The 17,446-nt window shown below is 71.3% G+C and carries 1 protein-coding gene (cut by a window edge); it reads left to right on the top strand.

Features of this window, described 5'->3' with window-relative positions:
- Positions 1-17,446, top strand: the 5' portion of a protein-coding gene (locus tag IG194_RS29545) for a non-ribosomal peptide synthetase (RefSeq protein WP_058489631.1). The gene runs 1,145 nt beyond the window's last position; only the first 17,446 of its 18,591 coding nucleotides appear in the window; its start codon is at positions 1-3; its stop codon lies off the right edge, out of view.

Below are 17,446 nucleotides of genomic sequence, written 5' to 3' on the forward strand. Positions count from 1 at the left end.
ATGAACGCAGAACAGTCCCTGAAACTCGCCCGCCGCTTCATAGAGCTGCCCCTGGAAAAACGCCGGATGTTCCTGGACAGCCTGGCCGCGGAAGGCGTCGACTTCTCGCTGTTCCCGATTCCGGCCGGGGTGGAGAGCGCCGAGCGCAACCGGCCTTCCTACGCCCAGCAGCGCATGTGGCTGCTCTGGCAGCTGGACCCGCACAGCGGCGCCTACAACCTGCCCGGCGCCGTGCGCCTGCAAGGGGCGCTGGACCGCCAGGCCCTGGAGCGCGCCTTCGCCAGCCTGGTGGAGCGCCACGAAACCCTGCGCACTGTCTTCGTCGCGGATGCGGACGGCACCCCGTTGCTGGCGCCCATGCCTGGCGAACTGCGCGTGGCCTACGAGGACTTCAGCGCCCTGACCGCGGGCCAGCGGGAAGCGCGCGTGCGCGAGGAAGCCCAGCGCGAGTCGCTGCAGAGCTTCGACCTGGGCCGCGGCCCGCTGCTGCGGGTGCGCCTGATCCGCCTGGGCGAGCAGGAACACGTGCTGCTGCTGACGCTGCACCACATCGTCTCCGACGGCTGGTCGATGAACCTGCTGATCGAGGAATTCGGCCGCTTCTACAGCGCCTACGCCCAGGGCCGCGAGGCCCAGCTGTCGGCGCTGCCGGTGCAGTACGCCGACTACGCCCTGTGGCAGCGTAGCTGGCTGGAGGCCGGCGAGCAGGAGCGCCAACTGGACTACTGGCGCAAACAGCTCGGCGAGCATCACCCAGTGCTGGAACTACCGGCCGACCACCCGCGCCCGGCCCAGGCCAGCTACCGCGGCGCCCGCTACGAATTCGCCGTGGAACCGGCCCTGGCCGAAGCGCTGCGCGCCGCCGCGCGGCAGCAGGGGCTGACGCTGTTCATGCTGCTGCTGGGCGGCTTCGACGTGCTGCTGCAACGCTACAGCGGCGAGGGCGACCTGCGCGTCGGCGTGCCCATCGCCAACCGCAATCGCGCCGAGGCGGAGGGGCTGATCGGCCTGTTCGTCAACACCCAGGTGCTGCGCGCGGTATTCGATGCGCAGACGCTGGTACAGGACCTGCTGGCCCAGGTGCGCGACAGCGTGCTGGGCGCCCAGGCCCACCAGGACCTGCCGTTCGAACGCCTGCTGGACGCCTTCCAGGTGGAGCGCAGCCTCAGCCACAGCCCGCTGTTCCAGGTGATGTACAACCACCAGCCGCAGGTGGCCGACATCGAGGCCCTGGACGACGTGGCCGGCCTGCGCCTGAGCCGCCTGGACTGGCAGAGCCGCACCACCCAGTTCGACCTTTCCCTGGATACCTACGAGAAGGGCGGCCGCCTGTACGCCGCGCTGACCTACGCCACCGACCTGTTCGAGGCGGCGACCATCGAGCGCATGGCGCGGCACTGGCAGAACCTGCTGCGGGCGATGATCGACGACCCACAGTGCACGGTGGGCGAGCTGCCGATGCTGGATGCCGGCGAGCGCGAACTGATCCTGCAGCAGTGGAACGCCACGGCTACCGAATACCCGCTGCAACGCGGCGTGCACCAGCTGTTCGAGGAACAGGCCGAGCGCTACCCGGATGCGCCGGCGCTGGCCTTCGGCGAGCAACGCCTGAGCTATGCGGAACTGAATCGCCGGGCCAACCAGCTTGCCCACTTGTTGAAAGCGCATGGCGTCGGCCCGGACTGCCTGGTCGGCATCGCGGTGGAGCGCTCCATCGAGATGGTCGTCGGCTTGATGGCGATCCTCAAGGCCGGCGGCGCCTACGTGCCGCTGGACCCGGAATACCCCGCCGAGCGCCTGGCCTACATGCTGGAAGACAGCGGCGTGAAGCTGCTGCTGAGCCAGTCGCACCTCGACCTGCCGTTGGCCGAGGGCGTGCAGCGTATCGATCTGGATCAGGACGGCGATTGGCTGGAAGGCTACCGCGAGGCCAATCCCGCTGTGGTTCTGGACGGCGAAAACCTCGCCTACGTGATCTACACCTCCGGTTCCACCGGCAAGCCGAAAGGCGCGGGCAACCGCCATCGCGCACTCACCAACCGCCTGTGCTGGATGCAGGAAGCCTACGGCCTGGATGCCAGCGATACCGTGTTGCAGAAGACGCCGTTCAGCTTCGACGTCTCGGTCTGGGAGTTCTTCTGGCCGCTGATGACCGGCGCACGCCTGGTCGTCGCAGCACCAGGCGATCACCGCGATCCGGCGAAGCTGGTGGAGCTGATCAACCGCGAAGGCGTCACCACGCTGCACTTCGTGCCCTCGATGCTGCAGGCCTTCCTGCAGGACGCCGCAGTTACCAGTTGCTCCAGCCTGAAACGCATCATCTGCAGCGGTGAAGCGCTGCCGGTGGATGCACAGCAGCAGGTCTTCGCCAAGCTGCCGCAGGCCGGCCTGTACAACCTCTACGGCCCAACCGAAGCGGCCATCGACGTCACCCACTGGACCTGCGTGGAGGAGGGCAAGGACGCCGTCCCGATCGGCCAGCCCATCGCCAACCTGGGTTGCTACATCCTCGACGACAGCCTGGAACCTGTTCCGGTAGGCGTACTGGGCGAACTGTATCTGGCCGGCGAAGGCCTGGCCCGCGGCTACCACCAGCGCCCGGCGCTGACCGCCGAACGCTTCGTCGCCAGCCCCTTCGTGGCCGGCGAGCGCATGTACCGCACCGGCGACCTGGCGCGCTACCGCGCCGACGGCGTGATCGAATATGCCGGCCGCATCGACCACCAGGTGAAGCTGCGTGGCCTGCGCATCGAACTGGGCGAGATCGAGGCGCGGCTGCTGGAGCACGAATCGGTGCGCGAAGCGGCGGTGCTGGCCGTGGATGGCAAGCAACTGGTCGGCTACGTCGTGCTCGATGCCGAGCAGGACGACTGGCGCGAAATCCTGGCCGCGCATCTGGCCGCCAGCCTGCCGGAATACATGGTCCCGGCGCAGTGGCTGGCCCTGGAGCAGATGCCCCTGAGCCCCAACGGCAAGCTCGACCGCAAGGCACTGCCCAAGCCCGATGCGACCGTGGCCCAGGCCGACTACATCGCGCCGCGCAACGAGGTGGAACAGCGTCTGGCGGCCATCTGGCAGGACCTGCTGGGCATCCCCCAGGTCGGCCTGGACGACAACTTCTTCGCCCTGGGCGGCGATTCCATCATCGCCATCCAGGTGGTCAGCCGGGCGCGCCAGGCCGGGCTGCAGCTGAGCCCGCGCGACCTGTTCCAGCACCAGAGCGTGCGCGGCCTGGCCCAGGTGGCCCAGCCCCTGGCGGCTACTCCGGTGGAACAGGCACCAGCCCATGGCGAGGCGGCGTTGGCGCCGGTGCAGCATTGGTTCTTCGAGCAAGCCATCCCCGAGCGCCAGCACTGGAACCAGTCGCTGCTGCTGCAGGCCCGCCAGCCGCTGGACGGCGAGCGCCTGGAGCGCGCGCTGCTGCGCCTGCTGGCGCACCACGACGCCCTGCGCCTGCGCTTCCGCCAGGAAGACGGTGCCTGGCATCAGGCCTATGCCGAACAGGCCGAAAGCCCGCTGTGGCGCCGCCAGGCCGCTTCGCCCGAGGCGCTTACCGCACTCTGCGAAGAAGCCCAGCGCAGCCTGGACCTGCAACAGGGCCCGCTGCTGCGCGCGCTGCTGGTGGACCTGGCCGACGGCGGCCAGCGCCTGCTGCTGGCGATCCACCACCTGGTGGTGGACGGTGTGTCCTGGCGCATCCTGCTGGAAGACCTGCAGCGCCTGTACGCACAGCCGGACGCCGAGCTGCCGCCGCGCAGCAGCGCCTACCAGGCCTGGACCCGCCAGTTGCAGGAACAGGCCCGACAATGCCAAGGCGAGCTGGCCTACTGGCAGGCGCAACTGGCCGACGCCCCGCGCAGCCTGCCATGCGACAACCCGCAAGGCGCGCTGGAGAACCGCTACGAACGCAAGCTCGCCCTGACCCTCGACGCCGAGCGCACCCGCCAGCTGCTGCAGGAAGCCCCGGCGGCCTACCGCACCCAGGTCAACGACCTGCTGCTGACCGCCCTGGCCCGGGTGATCTGCCGCTGGAGCGGCGAGGCCAGCGTGTTGGTGCAACTGGAAGGCCACGGCCGCGAGGATCTGGGCGGCGGGCTGGACCTGAGCCGCAGCGTCGGCTGGTTCACCAGCCTGTTCCCGCTGCGCCTGGCCCCGGCCGCCGACCTCGGCGCCTCGATCAAGGCAATCAAGGAACAACTGCGCGGCGTACCGGACAAGGGCGTCGGCTACGGCCTGCTGCGCTACCTGGCCGGCGCCGAAAGCGCCCAGGCCCTGGCGGCGCTGCCGCAGCCGCGCATCACCTTCAACTACCTGGGCCAGTTCGACCGCCAGTTCGACGAAAACGCCCTGCTGGTACCGGCCACGGAAAGCGCCGGCCAGGCCCAGGACCCGCGCGCGCCCCTGGCCAACTGGCTGAGCATCGAAGGCCAGGTCTACGGCGGCGAGCTGAACCTGAGCTGGGCGTTCAGCCAGGAGATGTTCGCAGCGGCCAGCGTGCAGCGCCTGGTGGACGACTACGCGCGCGAGCTGCAAGCGCTCATCGACCACTGCCGCGACCCGCGCCACGCCGGGGCGACGCCCTCGGACTTCCCCCTGGCCGGCCTGGACCAGGCGCAACTGGACGCGCTGCCGCTGGACCTGGCCTCGGTGCAGGACCTCTACCCGTTGTCGCCGATGCAGCAGGGTATGCTGTTCCACAGCCTGCACGGCCAGGCCGGCGACTACGTGAACCAGCTGCGCATGGATATCGGCGGGCTGGACCTGGCGCGTTTCCGCGCCGCCTGGCAGGCCGCGCTGGATGCCCACGACAGCCTGCGCAGCGCCTTCCTCTGGGCCGACGGCTGGGCGCAGCCGCTGCAGGCCGTGCTCGGCCACCTGGAACTGGACCTGCGCCTGGCGCCGGCCGGCAGCGACCCGCAGGCCCTGGCCGAGGCCGAGCGCGCCGCCGGCTTCGACCTGGCCCGCGCGCCCCTGCAGCGCCTGCTGCTGGTGCCCCTGGCCGACGGCGGCCTGCACCTGGTCTACACCTACCACCACATCCTCATGGACGGCTGGAGCAACGCCCGGCTCCTCGCCGAAGTGCTGCAGCGCTATGCCGGCCAGGCGCCCGAGGTGGCGCCGGGGCGCTACCGCGACTACATCGCCTGGCTGCAGCAGCGCGACCTCGGCGCCGCCGAGGCCTTCTGGCGCGAACAGCTGGCCGCGCTGCCGGCGCCCACCCGCCTGGGCGGTCGGGAGCATGCCCAAGCCACTGGCCAGGGCGAGCACCTGCACGAACTGGATGCCGCCACGACACAGCGCCTGACGGCCTTCGCCCAGGCCCAGCGCGTCACCCTCAACACCCTGGTGCAGGCTGCCTGGTCGGTGCTGCTGCAACGCCACGCCGGCCAGTCGACGGTGGCCTTCGGCGCCACCGTCGCCGGCCGTCCCGCCGAGCTGCGGGGCGTCGAAGGGCAGGTCGGCCTGTTCATCAACACCCTGCCGGTGATCGCCACGCCGCAGCCACACCAGAGCGTGGCGGACTACCTGCAGGAGCTGCAGGCGGCGAACCTGGCCTTGCGCGAGTTCGAGCACACACCGCTGTACGACGTCCAGCGCTGGGCCGGGCAGGGCGGCGAGGCGCTGTTCGACAGCATCCTGGTGTTCGAGAACTTCCCGGTGGAGCAGGCCCTGGACCGCGCGCCCGCTGGCCTGAGCCTGCGCATGGCGGCCAACCACGAGCAGACCAACTACCCGCTGACCCTCGGCGTCACCCTGGGCGAGCGCCTGGCGCTGCAGTTCGTCTACGCCCGCAGCGCCTTCGACGCCGTTGCGATCGCCAGCCTGGAGCAACAGCTGCGCCGGGTGCTGCTGCAGATGGCCGAGGCGCCGCAGCAGCGCCTGGGCGAACTGGCCTTGCTGGACGCCGGCCAGCGTCGCGAGGCGCTGGCCGACTGGCAGCAGCCGCTGCAAGGGCTGCCGGGGGAGGGCGTGGCCGCGCTGTTCGACCGCCAGGCTGCCGCGACGCCCGATGCCGTGGCATTGGTCCAGGGCGATGCGCAACTGACCTACGCCGAGCTTGCGGCCCGCGCCGAGGCCATCGCCCGGGGCCTGCGCGCCCGCGGCGTGGGTGCCGAGAGCCTGGTGGCGATCGCTGCCGAGCGCTCCTTCGCGCTGGTGGCGGGCCTGCTGGGCATCCTCAAGGCTGGCGCCGGCTACCTGCCGCTGGACCCGGACTACCCGGCCGAACGCCTGGCCTACATGCTGCGCGACAGCCGCGCGGCCTGGCTGCTGCACGACGTCGCCGCGGCGGCCCGCCTGGCGCAGCTGGAAGGCGTCGAGCGCCTGGCCCTGGACGATGCCGGCTGGCAGGCCCAGGCCCCGGCCGGGGCGCTGCCGCCGGTGAACGGCGGGCAACTGGCCTATGTGATCTACACCTCCGGCTCCACCGGCCGGCCCAAGGGCGTGGCGGTGAGCCAGGCGGCGCTGGCCGGACACTGCCTGGCGGCGGCCCGGGCCTACAAGATGGAGCCGGCAGACTGCGTGCTGCAGTTCGCCTCCATCAGCTTCGATGCCGCCGCCGAGCAGCTCTTCATGCCGCTGCTGGCGGGCGCCAGGGTGCTACTCGGCGCCGCCGGGCAGTGGAGCGCCCAGCGCCTGGCCGACGAGGTGCAGCGCCACGGGGTGAGCGTGCTCGACCTGCCCCCTGCCTACCTGCAACAGCAGGCCCAGGAGCTGCTGCGCAGCGGTCGCGGCATCGCCGTGCGCGCCTGCATCCTCGGCGGCGAGGCCTGGGACGCGAGCCTGCCGGAGCAGGGCGCGCTGCGGGCGCGGCAGTGGTTCAATGCCTACGGCCCCACCGAGGCGGTGGTCACACCCCTGGCCTGGCGCTGCCAACTGCCGCTGGCGGCGAGCCCGGCCATCGGCCGGGCCCTGGGCGCGCGCCGCGTGTGCATCCTCGACGCCGCCCTGCAACCCTGCGCGGCAGGCATGGTCGGCGAGCTGTACATCGGCGGCGAGTGCCTGGCGCGCGGCTACCTCGGGCGGGCCGGGCAAACGGCCGAACGCTTCGTTGCCGACCCCTTCGCCGGCGACGGCGCGCGCCTGTACCGCACCGGCGACCTGGCGCGCTACCGCGCCGACGGGCAGATCGAATACCTCGGGCGCATCGACCAGCAGGTGAAGATCCGCGGCTTCCGCATCGAGGTCGGTGAAATCGAGAGCTGCCTGCTGGCCCACCCGCGGGTGGCCGAGGCGGCCGTGCTGGCGCTGGACGCCGCCAGCGGGCCGCAACTGGCGGCCTACCTGGTGGCCGCCGGCGAGGCGGGCGACGCCTGGCTGGCCGAGATTCGCCAGTGGGCGGAGCAGCGCCTGCCGGCGCACATGCTGCCGACAGCCTGGCAGGTGCTCGCCGGCCTGCCGCTGAACGCCAACGGCAAGCTCGACCGCCAGGCCCTGCCCAGGCCGGACCTGGCGGCCGGCCGCACTGCCGGCGAAGCGCCGCAGGGCGCCCTGGAGCAGCGCGTGGCGGACATCTGGGCGGAACTGCTGGGCGTCGAGGGCATCACCCGCGACGAGCACTTCTTCGAGCTGGGCGGCCATTCCCTCAGCGCCACCCGGGTGATCTCGCGCCTGCGCCAGGAACTGGGGCGGGAGGTGCCGCTGCGCAACCTGTTCGAGCAGCCGACACTGGCCGCCTTCTGCGCCGCCCTGCAGCGCCTGGAGGCGCAGGCCGCGCCGAGCCTGCGGCCGCTGCCCAGGGACGGCGAGCTGCCGCTGTCCCACGCCCAGCAGCGCATGTGGTTCCTCTGGCAACTGGAGCCGGACAGTGCCGCCTACCACCTGCCCAGCGTGCTGCACATTCGCGGCGCGCTGGACCGGGAGGCGCTGCAAGGGGCCTTCGACTGGCTGGTGCAGCGCCACGAGAGCCTGCGCACCCGCTTCGAGGCCGTGGAAGGCCGCGCCGTGCAGCGGGTCTCGCCGGCACTGCCGCTGCCCATTGCGAGCCGCGACTGCGCCGGCCTGGACGACGACGCCCTGCGCCAGCGGGTGGCGGAAGCCATCCGCCAGCCCTTCGACCTGGCCAACGGCCCGCTGCTGCGGGTGTGCCTGCTGGATCGCGGCGGGGACGACGCCGTGCTGGTGGTCGTTCTGCACCATATCGTTTCCGATGGCTGGTCGATGCAGGTCATGGTCGACGAGCTGCTGCAGGCCTACGCCGCCCTGCGCCGCGGCGAGCAGCCGGGCCTGGCGCCGCTGGCGCTGCACTACGCCGACTACGCGGCCTGGCAGCGCGCCTGGCTGGACGGCGGCGAAGGCGAGCGGCAGCTGGCCTACTGGCGCCAGCGCCTGGGCGCCGAACAGCCGCTGCTGGAATTGCCGGCCGACCACCCGCGCCCGGCCCAGGCCAGCGGCCGCGGCCGGCGCCTGGAACTGGCGCTGCCCGGCGAATTGGGCAAGGCGCTGCAGGCTTGCGCGCGCCGCGAAGGCGTCACGCCGTTCATGCTGCTGTTGGCGTCCTTCCAGGTGCTGCTGCAGCGCTACAGCGGCCAGTCCGACATCCGCGTCGGGGTGCCCATCGCCAACCGCAACCATGCTGGGACCGAGCGGCTGATCGGCTTCTTCGTCAACACCCAGGTGCTGCGCAGCGAGATCGACGGCCGCCGGGACGTCCGTAGCCTGCTCGGCCAGGTGCGCGAGGCTGCCCTGGGCGCCCAGGCGCACCAGGACCTGCCGTTCGAGCAACTGGTGGACGCCCTGCAGCCCGAACGCAGCCTCAGCCACAGCCCGCTGTTCCAGGTGCTGTACAACCACCAGAGCGACGAGCGCCAGGGCACGGAAGTCGAAGGCCTGCGCATCGGCAGCTTCCCCTGGGAAGGCGCCACGGCGCAGTTCGACCTGGCCCTCGACACCTGGGAAAGCCCGGCCGGCCTCGGGGCGGCGCTGACCTACGCCACCGACCTGTTCGAGCCAGCCAGCATCGAGCGCATGGCGCGGCACTGGCAGAACCTGCTGCGGGCGATGATCGACGACCCGCAGCGCGCGGTCGGCGAACTGCCGATGCTGGATGCCGGCGAGCGCGAGCTGATCGTCGAGCGCTGGAATGCCACGGCTGCTGAATACCCGCTGCAGCGGGGCGTGCACCAGCTGTTCGAGGAGCAGGCCGAGCGTCATCCGGATGCACCGGCGTTGGCCTTCCGTGAGCAGCGCTTGAGCTATGCCGAGCTGAATGCGCGTGCTAACCGCCTGGCCCATGCGCTGATCGAGCGGGGTGTGGGGCCGGATAGCCTGGTCGGCATCGCGGTGGAGCGCTCCATCGAGATGGTCGTCGGGCTGATGGCGATTCTGAAAGCTGGCGGCGCCTATGTGCCGCTGGACCCGGAGTATCCCGCCGAGCGCCTGGCCTACATGCTGGAAGACAGCGGCGTGAAGCTGCTGCTGAGCCAGTCGCACCTCGATCTGCCGGGCGTACAGCGCATCGATCTGGATCAGGACGGCGACTGGCTGGATGGTTACAGCGCTGCCAATCCTGGCATCTTCCTAGACGGCGAAAACCTGGCCTACGTGATCTACACCTCCGGCTCCACCGGCAAGCCGAAAGGCGCGGGCAACCGCCACCGCGCGCTGACCAACCGGCTGTGCTGGATGCAAGAGGCTTACGGACTGGATGCTAGCGATACCGTCCTGCAGAAGACCCCGTTCAGCTTCGACGTTTCGGTATGGGAGTTCTTCTGGCCGCTGATGACCGGTGCCCGCCTGGTCGTTGCAGCGCCGGGCGACCACCGCGATCCTGCGAAGCTGGTGGAAGTGATCAACCGTGAAGGCGTCACCACGCTGCACTTCGTGCCCTCGATGCTGCAGGCGTTCTTGCAGGATGAAAGCGTTTCGTCCTGCAGCAGCCTGAAATGCATCGTCTGCAGCGGTGAAGCGCTGCCGGTGGATGCCCTGCAGCAAGTCTTCGCCAAGCTGCCGCAAGCCAATCTCTACAACCTCTATGGCCCCACCGAAGCCGCCATCGACGTCACCCACTGGACTTGCGTGGAGGAGGGCAAGGACGCCGTTCCAATCGGCCAGCCTATCGCCAACCTGGGTTGCTACATCCTCGACGACAGCCTGGAACCTGTTCCGGTAGGCGTACTAGGCGAACTGTACCTGGCCGGGGAAGGCCTGGCTCGCGGCTACCACCAGCGCCCGGCGCTGACCGCCGAACGCTTCGTCGCCAGCCCCTTCGTGCCCGGTGCGCGCATGTACCGCACCGGCGACCTGGCCCGCTACCGCGCCGACGGCGTGATCGAGTACGCCGGGCGCATCGACCACCAGGTGAAACTGCGCGGCCTGCGTATCGAACTGGGCGAGATCGAGGCGCGCCTGCTGGAACACGAATCGGTGCGCGAAGCGGCGGTGCTGGCCGTGGACGGCAAGCAGCTGGTCGGCTACGTGGTGCTCGATGGCGCAAGCGACAACTGGCGTGAAACCTTGAGCGCGCACCTGGCCGCCAGCCTGCCGGACTACATGGTGCCGGCGCAGTGGCTGGCCCTGGAACAGATGCCCCTGAGCCCCAACGGCAAGCTCGACCGCAAGGCGCTACCCAAGCCGCAACAGGACCCGCAGCAGGAACGCGTCGCGCCACAGAACGAGATGGAACGGCGCATCGCCGCCATCTGGGCCGAGCTGCTGAAGCTCGACGAAGTGGGCGCCACCGACAACTTCTTCGCCCTGGGCGGCGATTCCATCGTCTCCATCCAGGCGGTCAGCCGTGCCCGCGCGGCGGGCATCCACTTCACTCCGAAGGAACTGTTCCAGCACCAGACGGTGCAGGCCCTGGCCCGAGTCGCCCGCAGTGGCGCCGCGGCCCAGGCGGACCAGGGGCCGGTGACCGGCGAGACGCCGCTGCTGCCGTTCCAGCGGCTGTTCTTCGAACAGGCCATTCCCAACCGCCAGCACTGGAACCAGTCTCTGCTGCTGCAGCCGCGCCAGGCGCTGGATGCCCAGGCGCTGGAAGCGGCCCTGCAGGCCCTGGTCGAGCACCACGACGCCCTGCGCCTGCGCTTCACCGAGGTCGATGGCCAGTGGCGTGCCGAACACGCCGGAGTTACCGGCGAACCTCTGCTGTGGCTAGCCGAGGCCGAGAACAGCGAGGTCGTAGAGACCCTGTGCGACGAAGCCCAGCGCAGCCTGGACCTGGCTCGCGGGCCGCTGATCCGCGCGCTCTTGGTGAGACTGGCCGACGGCAGCCAGCGCCTGCTGCTGGCTATCCACCACCTGGTGGTGGACGGGGTGTCCTGGCGCATCCTGCTGGAGGACCTGCAGCGCGCCTACGAACAGCGCCTCGCCGGCCAGGCACCGCAACTGCCGGCCAAGACCAGCGCCTTCAAGGCCTGGGCCGGGCGCCTGGCGGAATACGCCCGCGGCCCGGCGCTGCAGGTCGAGCGGCAGTACTGGCAGGACAGCCTCGGCGGCGTCGAGGCCGACCTGCCTTGCGACAACCCCGCCGGCAGCCTCAGCCAGCGCCACGCCGCCCACGTGCAGAGCCGCCTGTCGCGGCCGCTGACCGAGGCGCTGCTGAAGCAGGCCCCGGCCACCTACCGCACCCAGGTCAACGACCTGCTGCTGACCGCCCTGGCGCGCGTGCTGTGGCGCTGGACCGGCCGGCGCGCCAGCCTGGTGCAGTTGGAAGGCCACGGCCGCGAGGCGTTGTTCGACGACCTCGACCTGAGCCGCAGCGTGGGCTGGTTCACCAGCCTGTTCCCGGTGCGCCTGGAACCCGCCGAGGACCTCGGCGAGTCGCTGAAGGCGATCAAGGAGCAACTGCGCGGCGTGCCGAACAAGGGACTGGGCCATGGCCTGCTGCGCTACCTGGCCGACCCGCAGAGCGCCGCGGCCCTGGCCGCGCTGCCCCAGGCGCGGGTGACCTTCAACTACCTGGGCCAGTTCGACGAGGCGGCGCTGCTGCGGCCCGCCGCCGAGCGCGCCGGCGCCGAGGTGGACGCCGACGCGCCGCTGGACAACTGGCTGAGCCTCAACGGCCGGGTCTACGACGGCGAGTTCAGCCTGGACTGGAGCTTCAGCCGCGAGCAGTTCGCGCAAGCGACCCTCCAGCGCCTGGCCGAGGACTACGAACGCGAACTGGCCGCGTTGGTGGAGCATTGCCTGCAACCCCGGCAACGCACCCTCACGCCCTCGGACGTCCCCCTGGCCGGGCTGGCCCAGGCGCAGCTGGATGCGCTGCCGGCGGCGCTGGCGACAGTCGAAGACCTCTACCCGCTGTCGCCGATGCAGCAGGGCATGCTGTTCCACAGCCTGTACGAGACGGACCAGACGGCCTACGTAAACCAGCTGCGCATGGACCTGCACGGCGTCGACCCGCAACGCCTGGCAAGCGCCTGGCAGCGCGCGCTGGACCTGCACCCGAACCTGCGCGCGGCCTTCGTCTTCGTCGACGACCAGCCGCTGCAGGCCATACCCGCGGCCGTGGAACTGCCCTTGGAAATGCTCGACTGGCGCGAGCGCGCCGATGCCCCGGCGGCGCTGCAAGCCCTGGCGCAGGCGCAGCTGCAACGCGGCTTCGCCCTAGACGAGGCACCGCTGCTGCGCCTGCACCTGGTGCGCCTGGGCGCGGAGCACTACCACTGCCTGTTCACCCATCACCACATCCTGCTCGACGGCTGGAGCACCGCGCGCCTGCTCGGCGAGGTGCTGCAGGCTTATGCCGGCGAGACGCCGCAGCCCGCCGCAGGCGCCTACCGCGACTACATCCGCTGGCTGGGCGAGCGCGACGCGGCGGCGGCCGAGGCCTTCTGGCGGCAGCGCCTGGCGCCGCTGCAGGTGCCCACGCGCCTGGCCAGCGTGCTGGGCGCCGAGGCGCCGGCAGGCGAGGAGGGGCACGGCGACCACGTACTGCGCCTGCCCCAGGCGCTGGTCCAGGCCCTGGACGGCTTCGCCCGGCAGCAGCGGGTGACGCTCAACAGCGTGCTGCAGGCGGCCTGGCTGCTGTTGCTGCAACGCTACACCGGGCAGGACTGCGTGGCCTTCGGCGCCACCGTGTCCGGCCGGCCCGGCGAGCTTGCCGGCATCGAACAGCAACTGGGGCTGTTCATCAACACCGTGCCCCTGATCGCCAGCCCGGCGCCGCAGTGCAGCGTCGCCGACTGGGTGGCCCAGGTGCAGGACGCGGCCAGCGCCGCCCGCGAGTGGGAACACACCCCGCTGTACGACATCCAGCGCTGGAGCGGGCACGGCGGCGAGGCGCTGTTCGACACCCTGCTGGTGTTCGAGAACTACCCGGTGGCCGAGACCCTGCAGCGCGGCCTGCCCGGCGGCCTGCGGGCCGAGAACGTGCAGGCCTTCGACCAGACCCACTACCCGCTGAGCATCGCGGCCCTGCTCGAAGGCGAGCTGCGCCTGGAGTTCCGCTACCAGCGCCGGCTGTTCGGCGCGGCTCGGGTGGCGGCCATCGCGGGGCACCTGGCGCAACTGCTGGAAGCCTTCGTCGCGGCGCCCGAGGCCAGGCTGGCCAGCCTCGACATGCTCGGCGCCGACGAGCGCCGGCTGCTGCTGGATACCTGGAACCCCTGCCTGCCGGTGGCCGACAAGCGCTGCGTGCACCAGCTGATCGAGGAACAGGCGCGCCTGCGCCCGCAGGCGACGGCGCTGATCTTTGGCGACCTGCAGCTCAGCTACGCGCAGCTCAACGCCCGCGCCAACCGCCTGGCGCACCACCTGCGCCGTCTTGGTGCCGGCCCCGAGACGCTGGTGGGCATCTCGCTGCAGCGTTCGGTGGAAATGGTCGTCGGCCTGCTGGCCACCCTCAAGGCGGGCGCCGCCTACGTGCCGCTGGACCCCGACTACCCGGCCGAGCGCCTGGCCTTCATGGTCGAGGAAAGCCGCATCGCGCTGTTGCTGACGCAGTCGCACCTGCAGGGGCGCCTGGCGCTGCCCGCGGGCGTGCCCAGCCTGAGCCTGGACACCCTGGCGCTGGACGCCGAGCCGGACGGCGACCTGCCGAACCTCAGCCGGCCGCAGCACCTGGCCTACGTGATCTACACCTCCGGCTCCACCGGCCGGCCCAAGGGCGTGGCGGTGGAGCACGGCCCGCTGGCCATGCACTGCCTGGCCATAGGCGCGCTCTACGGCATGACCCCGCAGGACCGCGAGCTGCAGTTCGCCTCGATCAACTTCGACGGCGCCCACGAGCGCTGGCTGGTGCCGCTGATCCACGGTTCGGCGCTGATGCCCCGCGACAACGAGCCGTGGAGCGTGGAGCGCAGCGTCGAGGAAATCCGCCGGCACGGCATCACCATCGCCTGCTTCACGCCGAGCTACCTGCAGCAGATGGTCGACCACGTCGAGCAGGACGGCATAGGCCAACTGCCGATCCGCTCCTTCACCGTCGGCGGCGAAGGCACCTCGCGGCACACCTTCGAGCGTATCCAGCAAGTGCTGGCGCCCGAGCGCATCATCAACGGCTACGGGCCCACCGAAACCGTGGTCACCCCGCTGATCTGGCGCGCCTACCGCGGCGACGGCTTCAGCGCCCAGTACATGCCCATCGGCCAGCCGGTGGGCGAGCGCAGCGCATACATCCTAGACGAGCAGCTGCGGCCGCTGCCGCTGGGCCTGGTCGGCGAGCTGTACGTCGGCGGCAGCGGCCTGGCCCGCGGCTACCAGGGCCGCTCGGAACTGACCGCCGAACGCTTCGTGCCCGACCCATTCGGCCAGCCGGGCGGCCGGCTGTACCGCACCGGCGACCTGGCGCGCTATCGCGAGGACGGGGTGGTGGAGTACCTCGGCCGGGTGGACCACCAGGTGAAGATCCGTGGCTTCCGCATCGAACTGGGCGAGATCGAGGCGCGCCTGCTCGAACGCGAAGAGGTCGGCGAAGCCCTGGTGATGGCCGTGGAAGGCCCCACCGGCGCGCAACTGGTCGGCTACCTGGTGGCCGCGCCGGGACGCTCGGAGGCCCTGGATGAAGAGGCGCTGAAGGCGGCGCTGCGCGAAACGCTGCCCGACTACATGGTGCCGGCCCACCTGATGCAACTGGCCGCCATGCCGCTGTCGCCCAATGGCAAGGTGGACCGCAAGGCCCTGCCGCGCCCGGCCCTGGAACGCGCCGGCGGCGCCGGCGCGCGCCCGGTGACGCCGCTGCAGCGGGCCCTGGCGGCGATCTGGGCGCAGCTGCTGCAACTGCCGGAGGTGGGCCTGGACGACCACTTCTTCGAACTCGGCGGGCATTCGCTGCTGGCGACCCAGGTGGTCTCGCGGGTACGCCGCGAACTGGGCCTGGAGCTGCCGCTGCGCAGCCTGTTCGAACAGCCGGTCCTGGCCGCCTTCGCCGCCCTGGCGGCCCGCGCCGGGGCCGACCAGGCACCGCCGCTGCAGGCCCTGCCGCGCAGCGGCGACCTGCCGCTGTCCTACGCGCAGCAGCGCCAGTGGTTCCTCTGGGAACTCGACCCGCAAGGCTGCGCCTACAACATGCCGCTGGCCCTGGAACTGCGCGGCGAGCTGGACGTGGCACGCCTGGGCCGGGCCTTTTCCGCCCTGGTGCAGCGCCATGAGAGCTTGCGCACGCGCTTCGTCCGGCAGGACGGCGAGGTGCGCCAGCGCATCCTCGACAGCCAGGCGCCGGAGTTGGCCTTCCACGACCTCGGCGAGCTGCCCGAGGGCGAGCGCGAGGGCCGCGCCATGGCCATCTTCGCGGCGGCCCGGGCACAGCCCTTCGACCTGGAGCAGGGCCCGCTGCTGCGCATCGACCTGGTGCGCCTGGGCGCCCGCCGGCACCGCCTGGGGCTGGTGCTGCACCACATCGTCTCCGACGCCTGGTCGATGCGCGTCATGGTCGCCGAGCTGAGCGCTCTCTACGCCGCTGGCGGCGACGCGCGGGCGGCGGGGCTGCAGCCGTTGCCGCTGCAGTACGCCGACTACGCACAGTGGCAGCGGCAGTGGATGGACGGCGGCGAGGGCGAGCGGCAACTGGCCTACTGGCGCGCCTGCCTGGGTAGCCAGCACCCGGTGCTGGAACTGCCCGCCGACCGGCCGCGGCCGGCCCAGCGCAGCCAGCGCGGGGCCAGCCTGGCGCTGCAGCTGCCGGCGGCGCTGGTCAGCCGCCTGCGGGCCCTGGCCAGCGCTCATGACAGCACGCTGTTCATGCTCCTGCTGGCGGCCTTCCAGGCCTTGTTGCATCGCCTCAGCGGCCAGGAGGAAATCCGCGTCGGGGTGCCGGTGGCCAACCGCACCCGCCAGGAAACCGAGGGCCTGCTGGGCTTCTTCATCAACACCCTGGTGCTGCGCGCCGACTTCGCCGACGACCAGGCCTTCCCGGCGCTGCTGGGCCAGGTCCGCCAGCGCATGCTGGAGGCACAGGCCCACCAGGAACTGCCCTTCGAGCAACTGGTGGAGGCGCTGCAGCCGGAGCGCAGCCTGAGCCACAGCCCGCTGTTCCAGGTGCTGTTCAACCACCAGGGCGAGGCGGGCCCGCAGGCCGGGGCGGCGCTGGACGGCCTGCAGCTGGAGATGCTCGAGGGCGGCGCGCCCGGCGCCCAGTTCGACCTGCTGCTCGACACCGCCGAGCACCAGGGCGCGATCGCCGCCACCCTGGTGTACTCCACCGACCTCTTCGATGCGTCGAGCATCGAGCGCCTGGCCCGCCAGTGGACCTGCCTGCTGCAGGCGCTGGCCGAGGACCCGCAGCGACGCGTCGCCGAACTGCCGCTGCTGGACGAGGCACAGCGCGCCGCGCGCGCGGCCGAGGGCCAGGGGCCGCGGCGCGACTACCCGTTGCAGCTGTGCGTGCACCAGTTGATCGAGGAACAGGTGCGCCGCACGCCCGAGGCGGAAGCGCTGTACTTCGCTGGCGAACGCCTGAGCTATGCCCAGGCGAACCGCCGGGCCAACCAGCTGGCGCGCCTGTTGCGCCAGCGCGGGGTCGGGCCGGAAGTGCTGGTCGGCGTGTGCATGCAGCGCTCGCTGGAGATGCCCATCAGCCTGCTGGCGATTCTCAAGGCAGGCGGCGCCTACGTGCCGCTGGACCCCGACTACCCGGCAGAGCGCCTGGCCTACATGCTGGAGGACAGCGGCATCGGCCTGCTGCTGACCCAGGCCGGGCTGCTGCCGTCGCTGCCGCCGGTCGCCGGCGTCGAGGCCCTGGCGCTGGAGCACCTGGCGCACGAGCTGGCGGCGCAGGAGGATTCGGACCTGGAGAACCTCTGCCAGGGCGAGAACCTTGCCTACGTCATCTACACCTCCGGCTCCACCGGCCGGCCCAAGGGCGCCGGCAACCGCCACCTGGCCCTGCACAACCGCCTGGCCTGGATGCAGGAGGCCTACGGCCTGGGCGCGGGCGACAGCGTGCTGCAGAAGACGCCGTTCAGCTTCGACGTCTCGGTGTGGGAATTCTTCTGGCCGATGATGACCGGCGCGCGCCTGGTGGTGGCGCGGCCCGGCGAGCATCGCGATGCGCAGCAGCTGATCG

Origin of the sequence: Pseudomonas sp. ADPe, from assembly GCF_014843515.1 — a bacterium.
Classification (GTDB): Bacteria; Pseudomonadota; Gammaproteobacteria; order Pseudomonadales; family Pseudomonadaceae; genus Pseudomonas; species Pseudomonas citronellolis.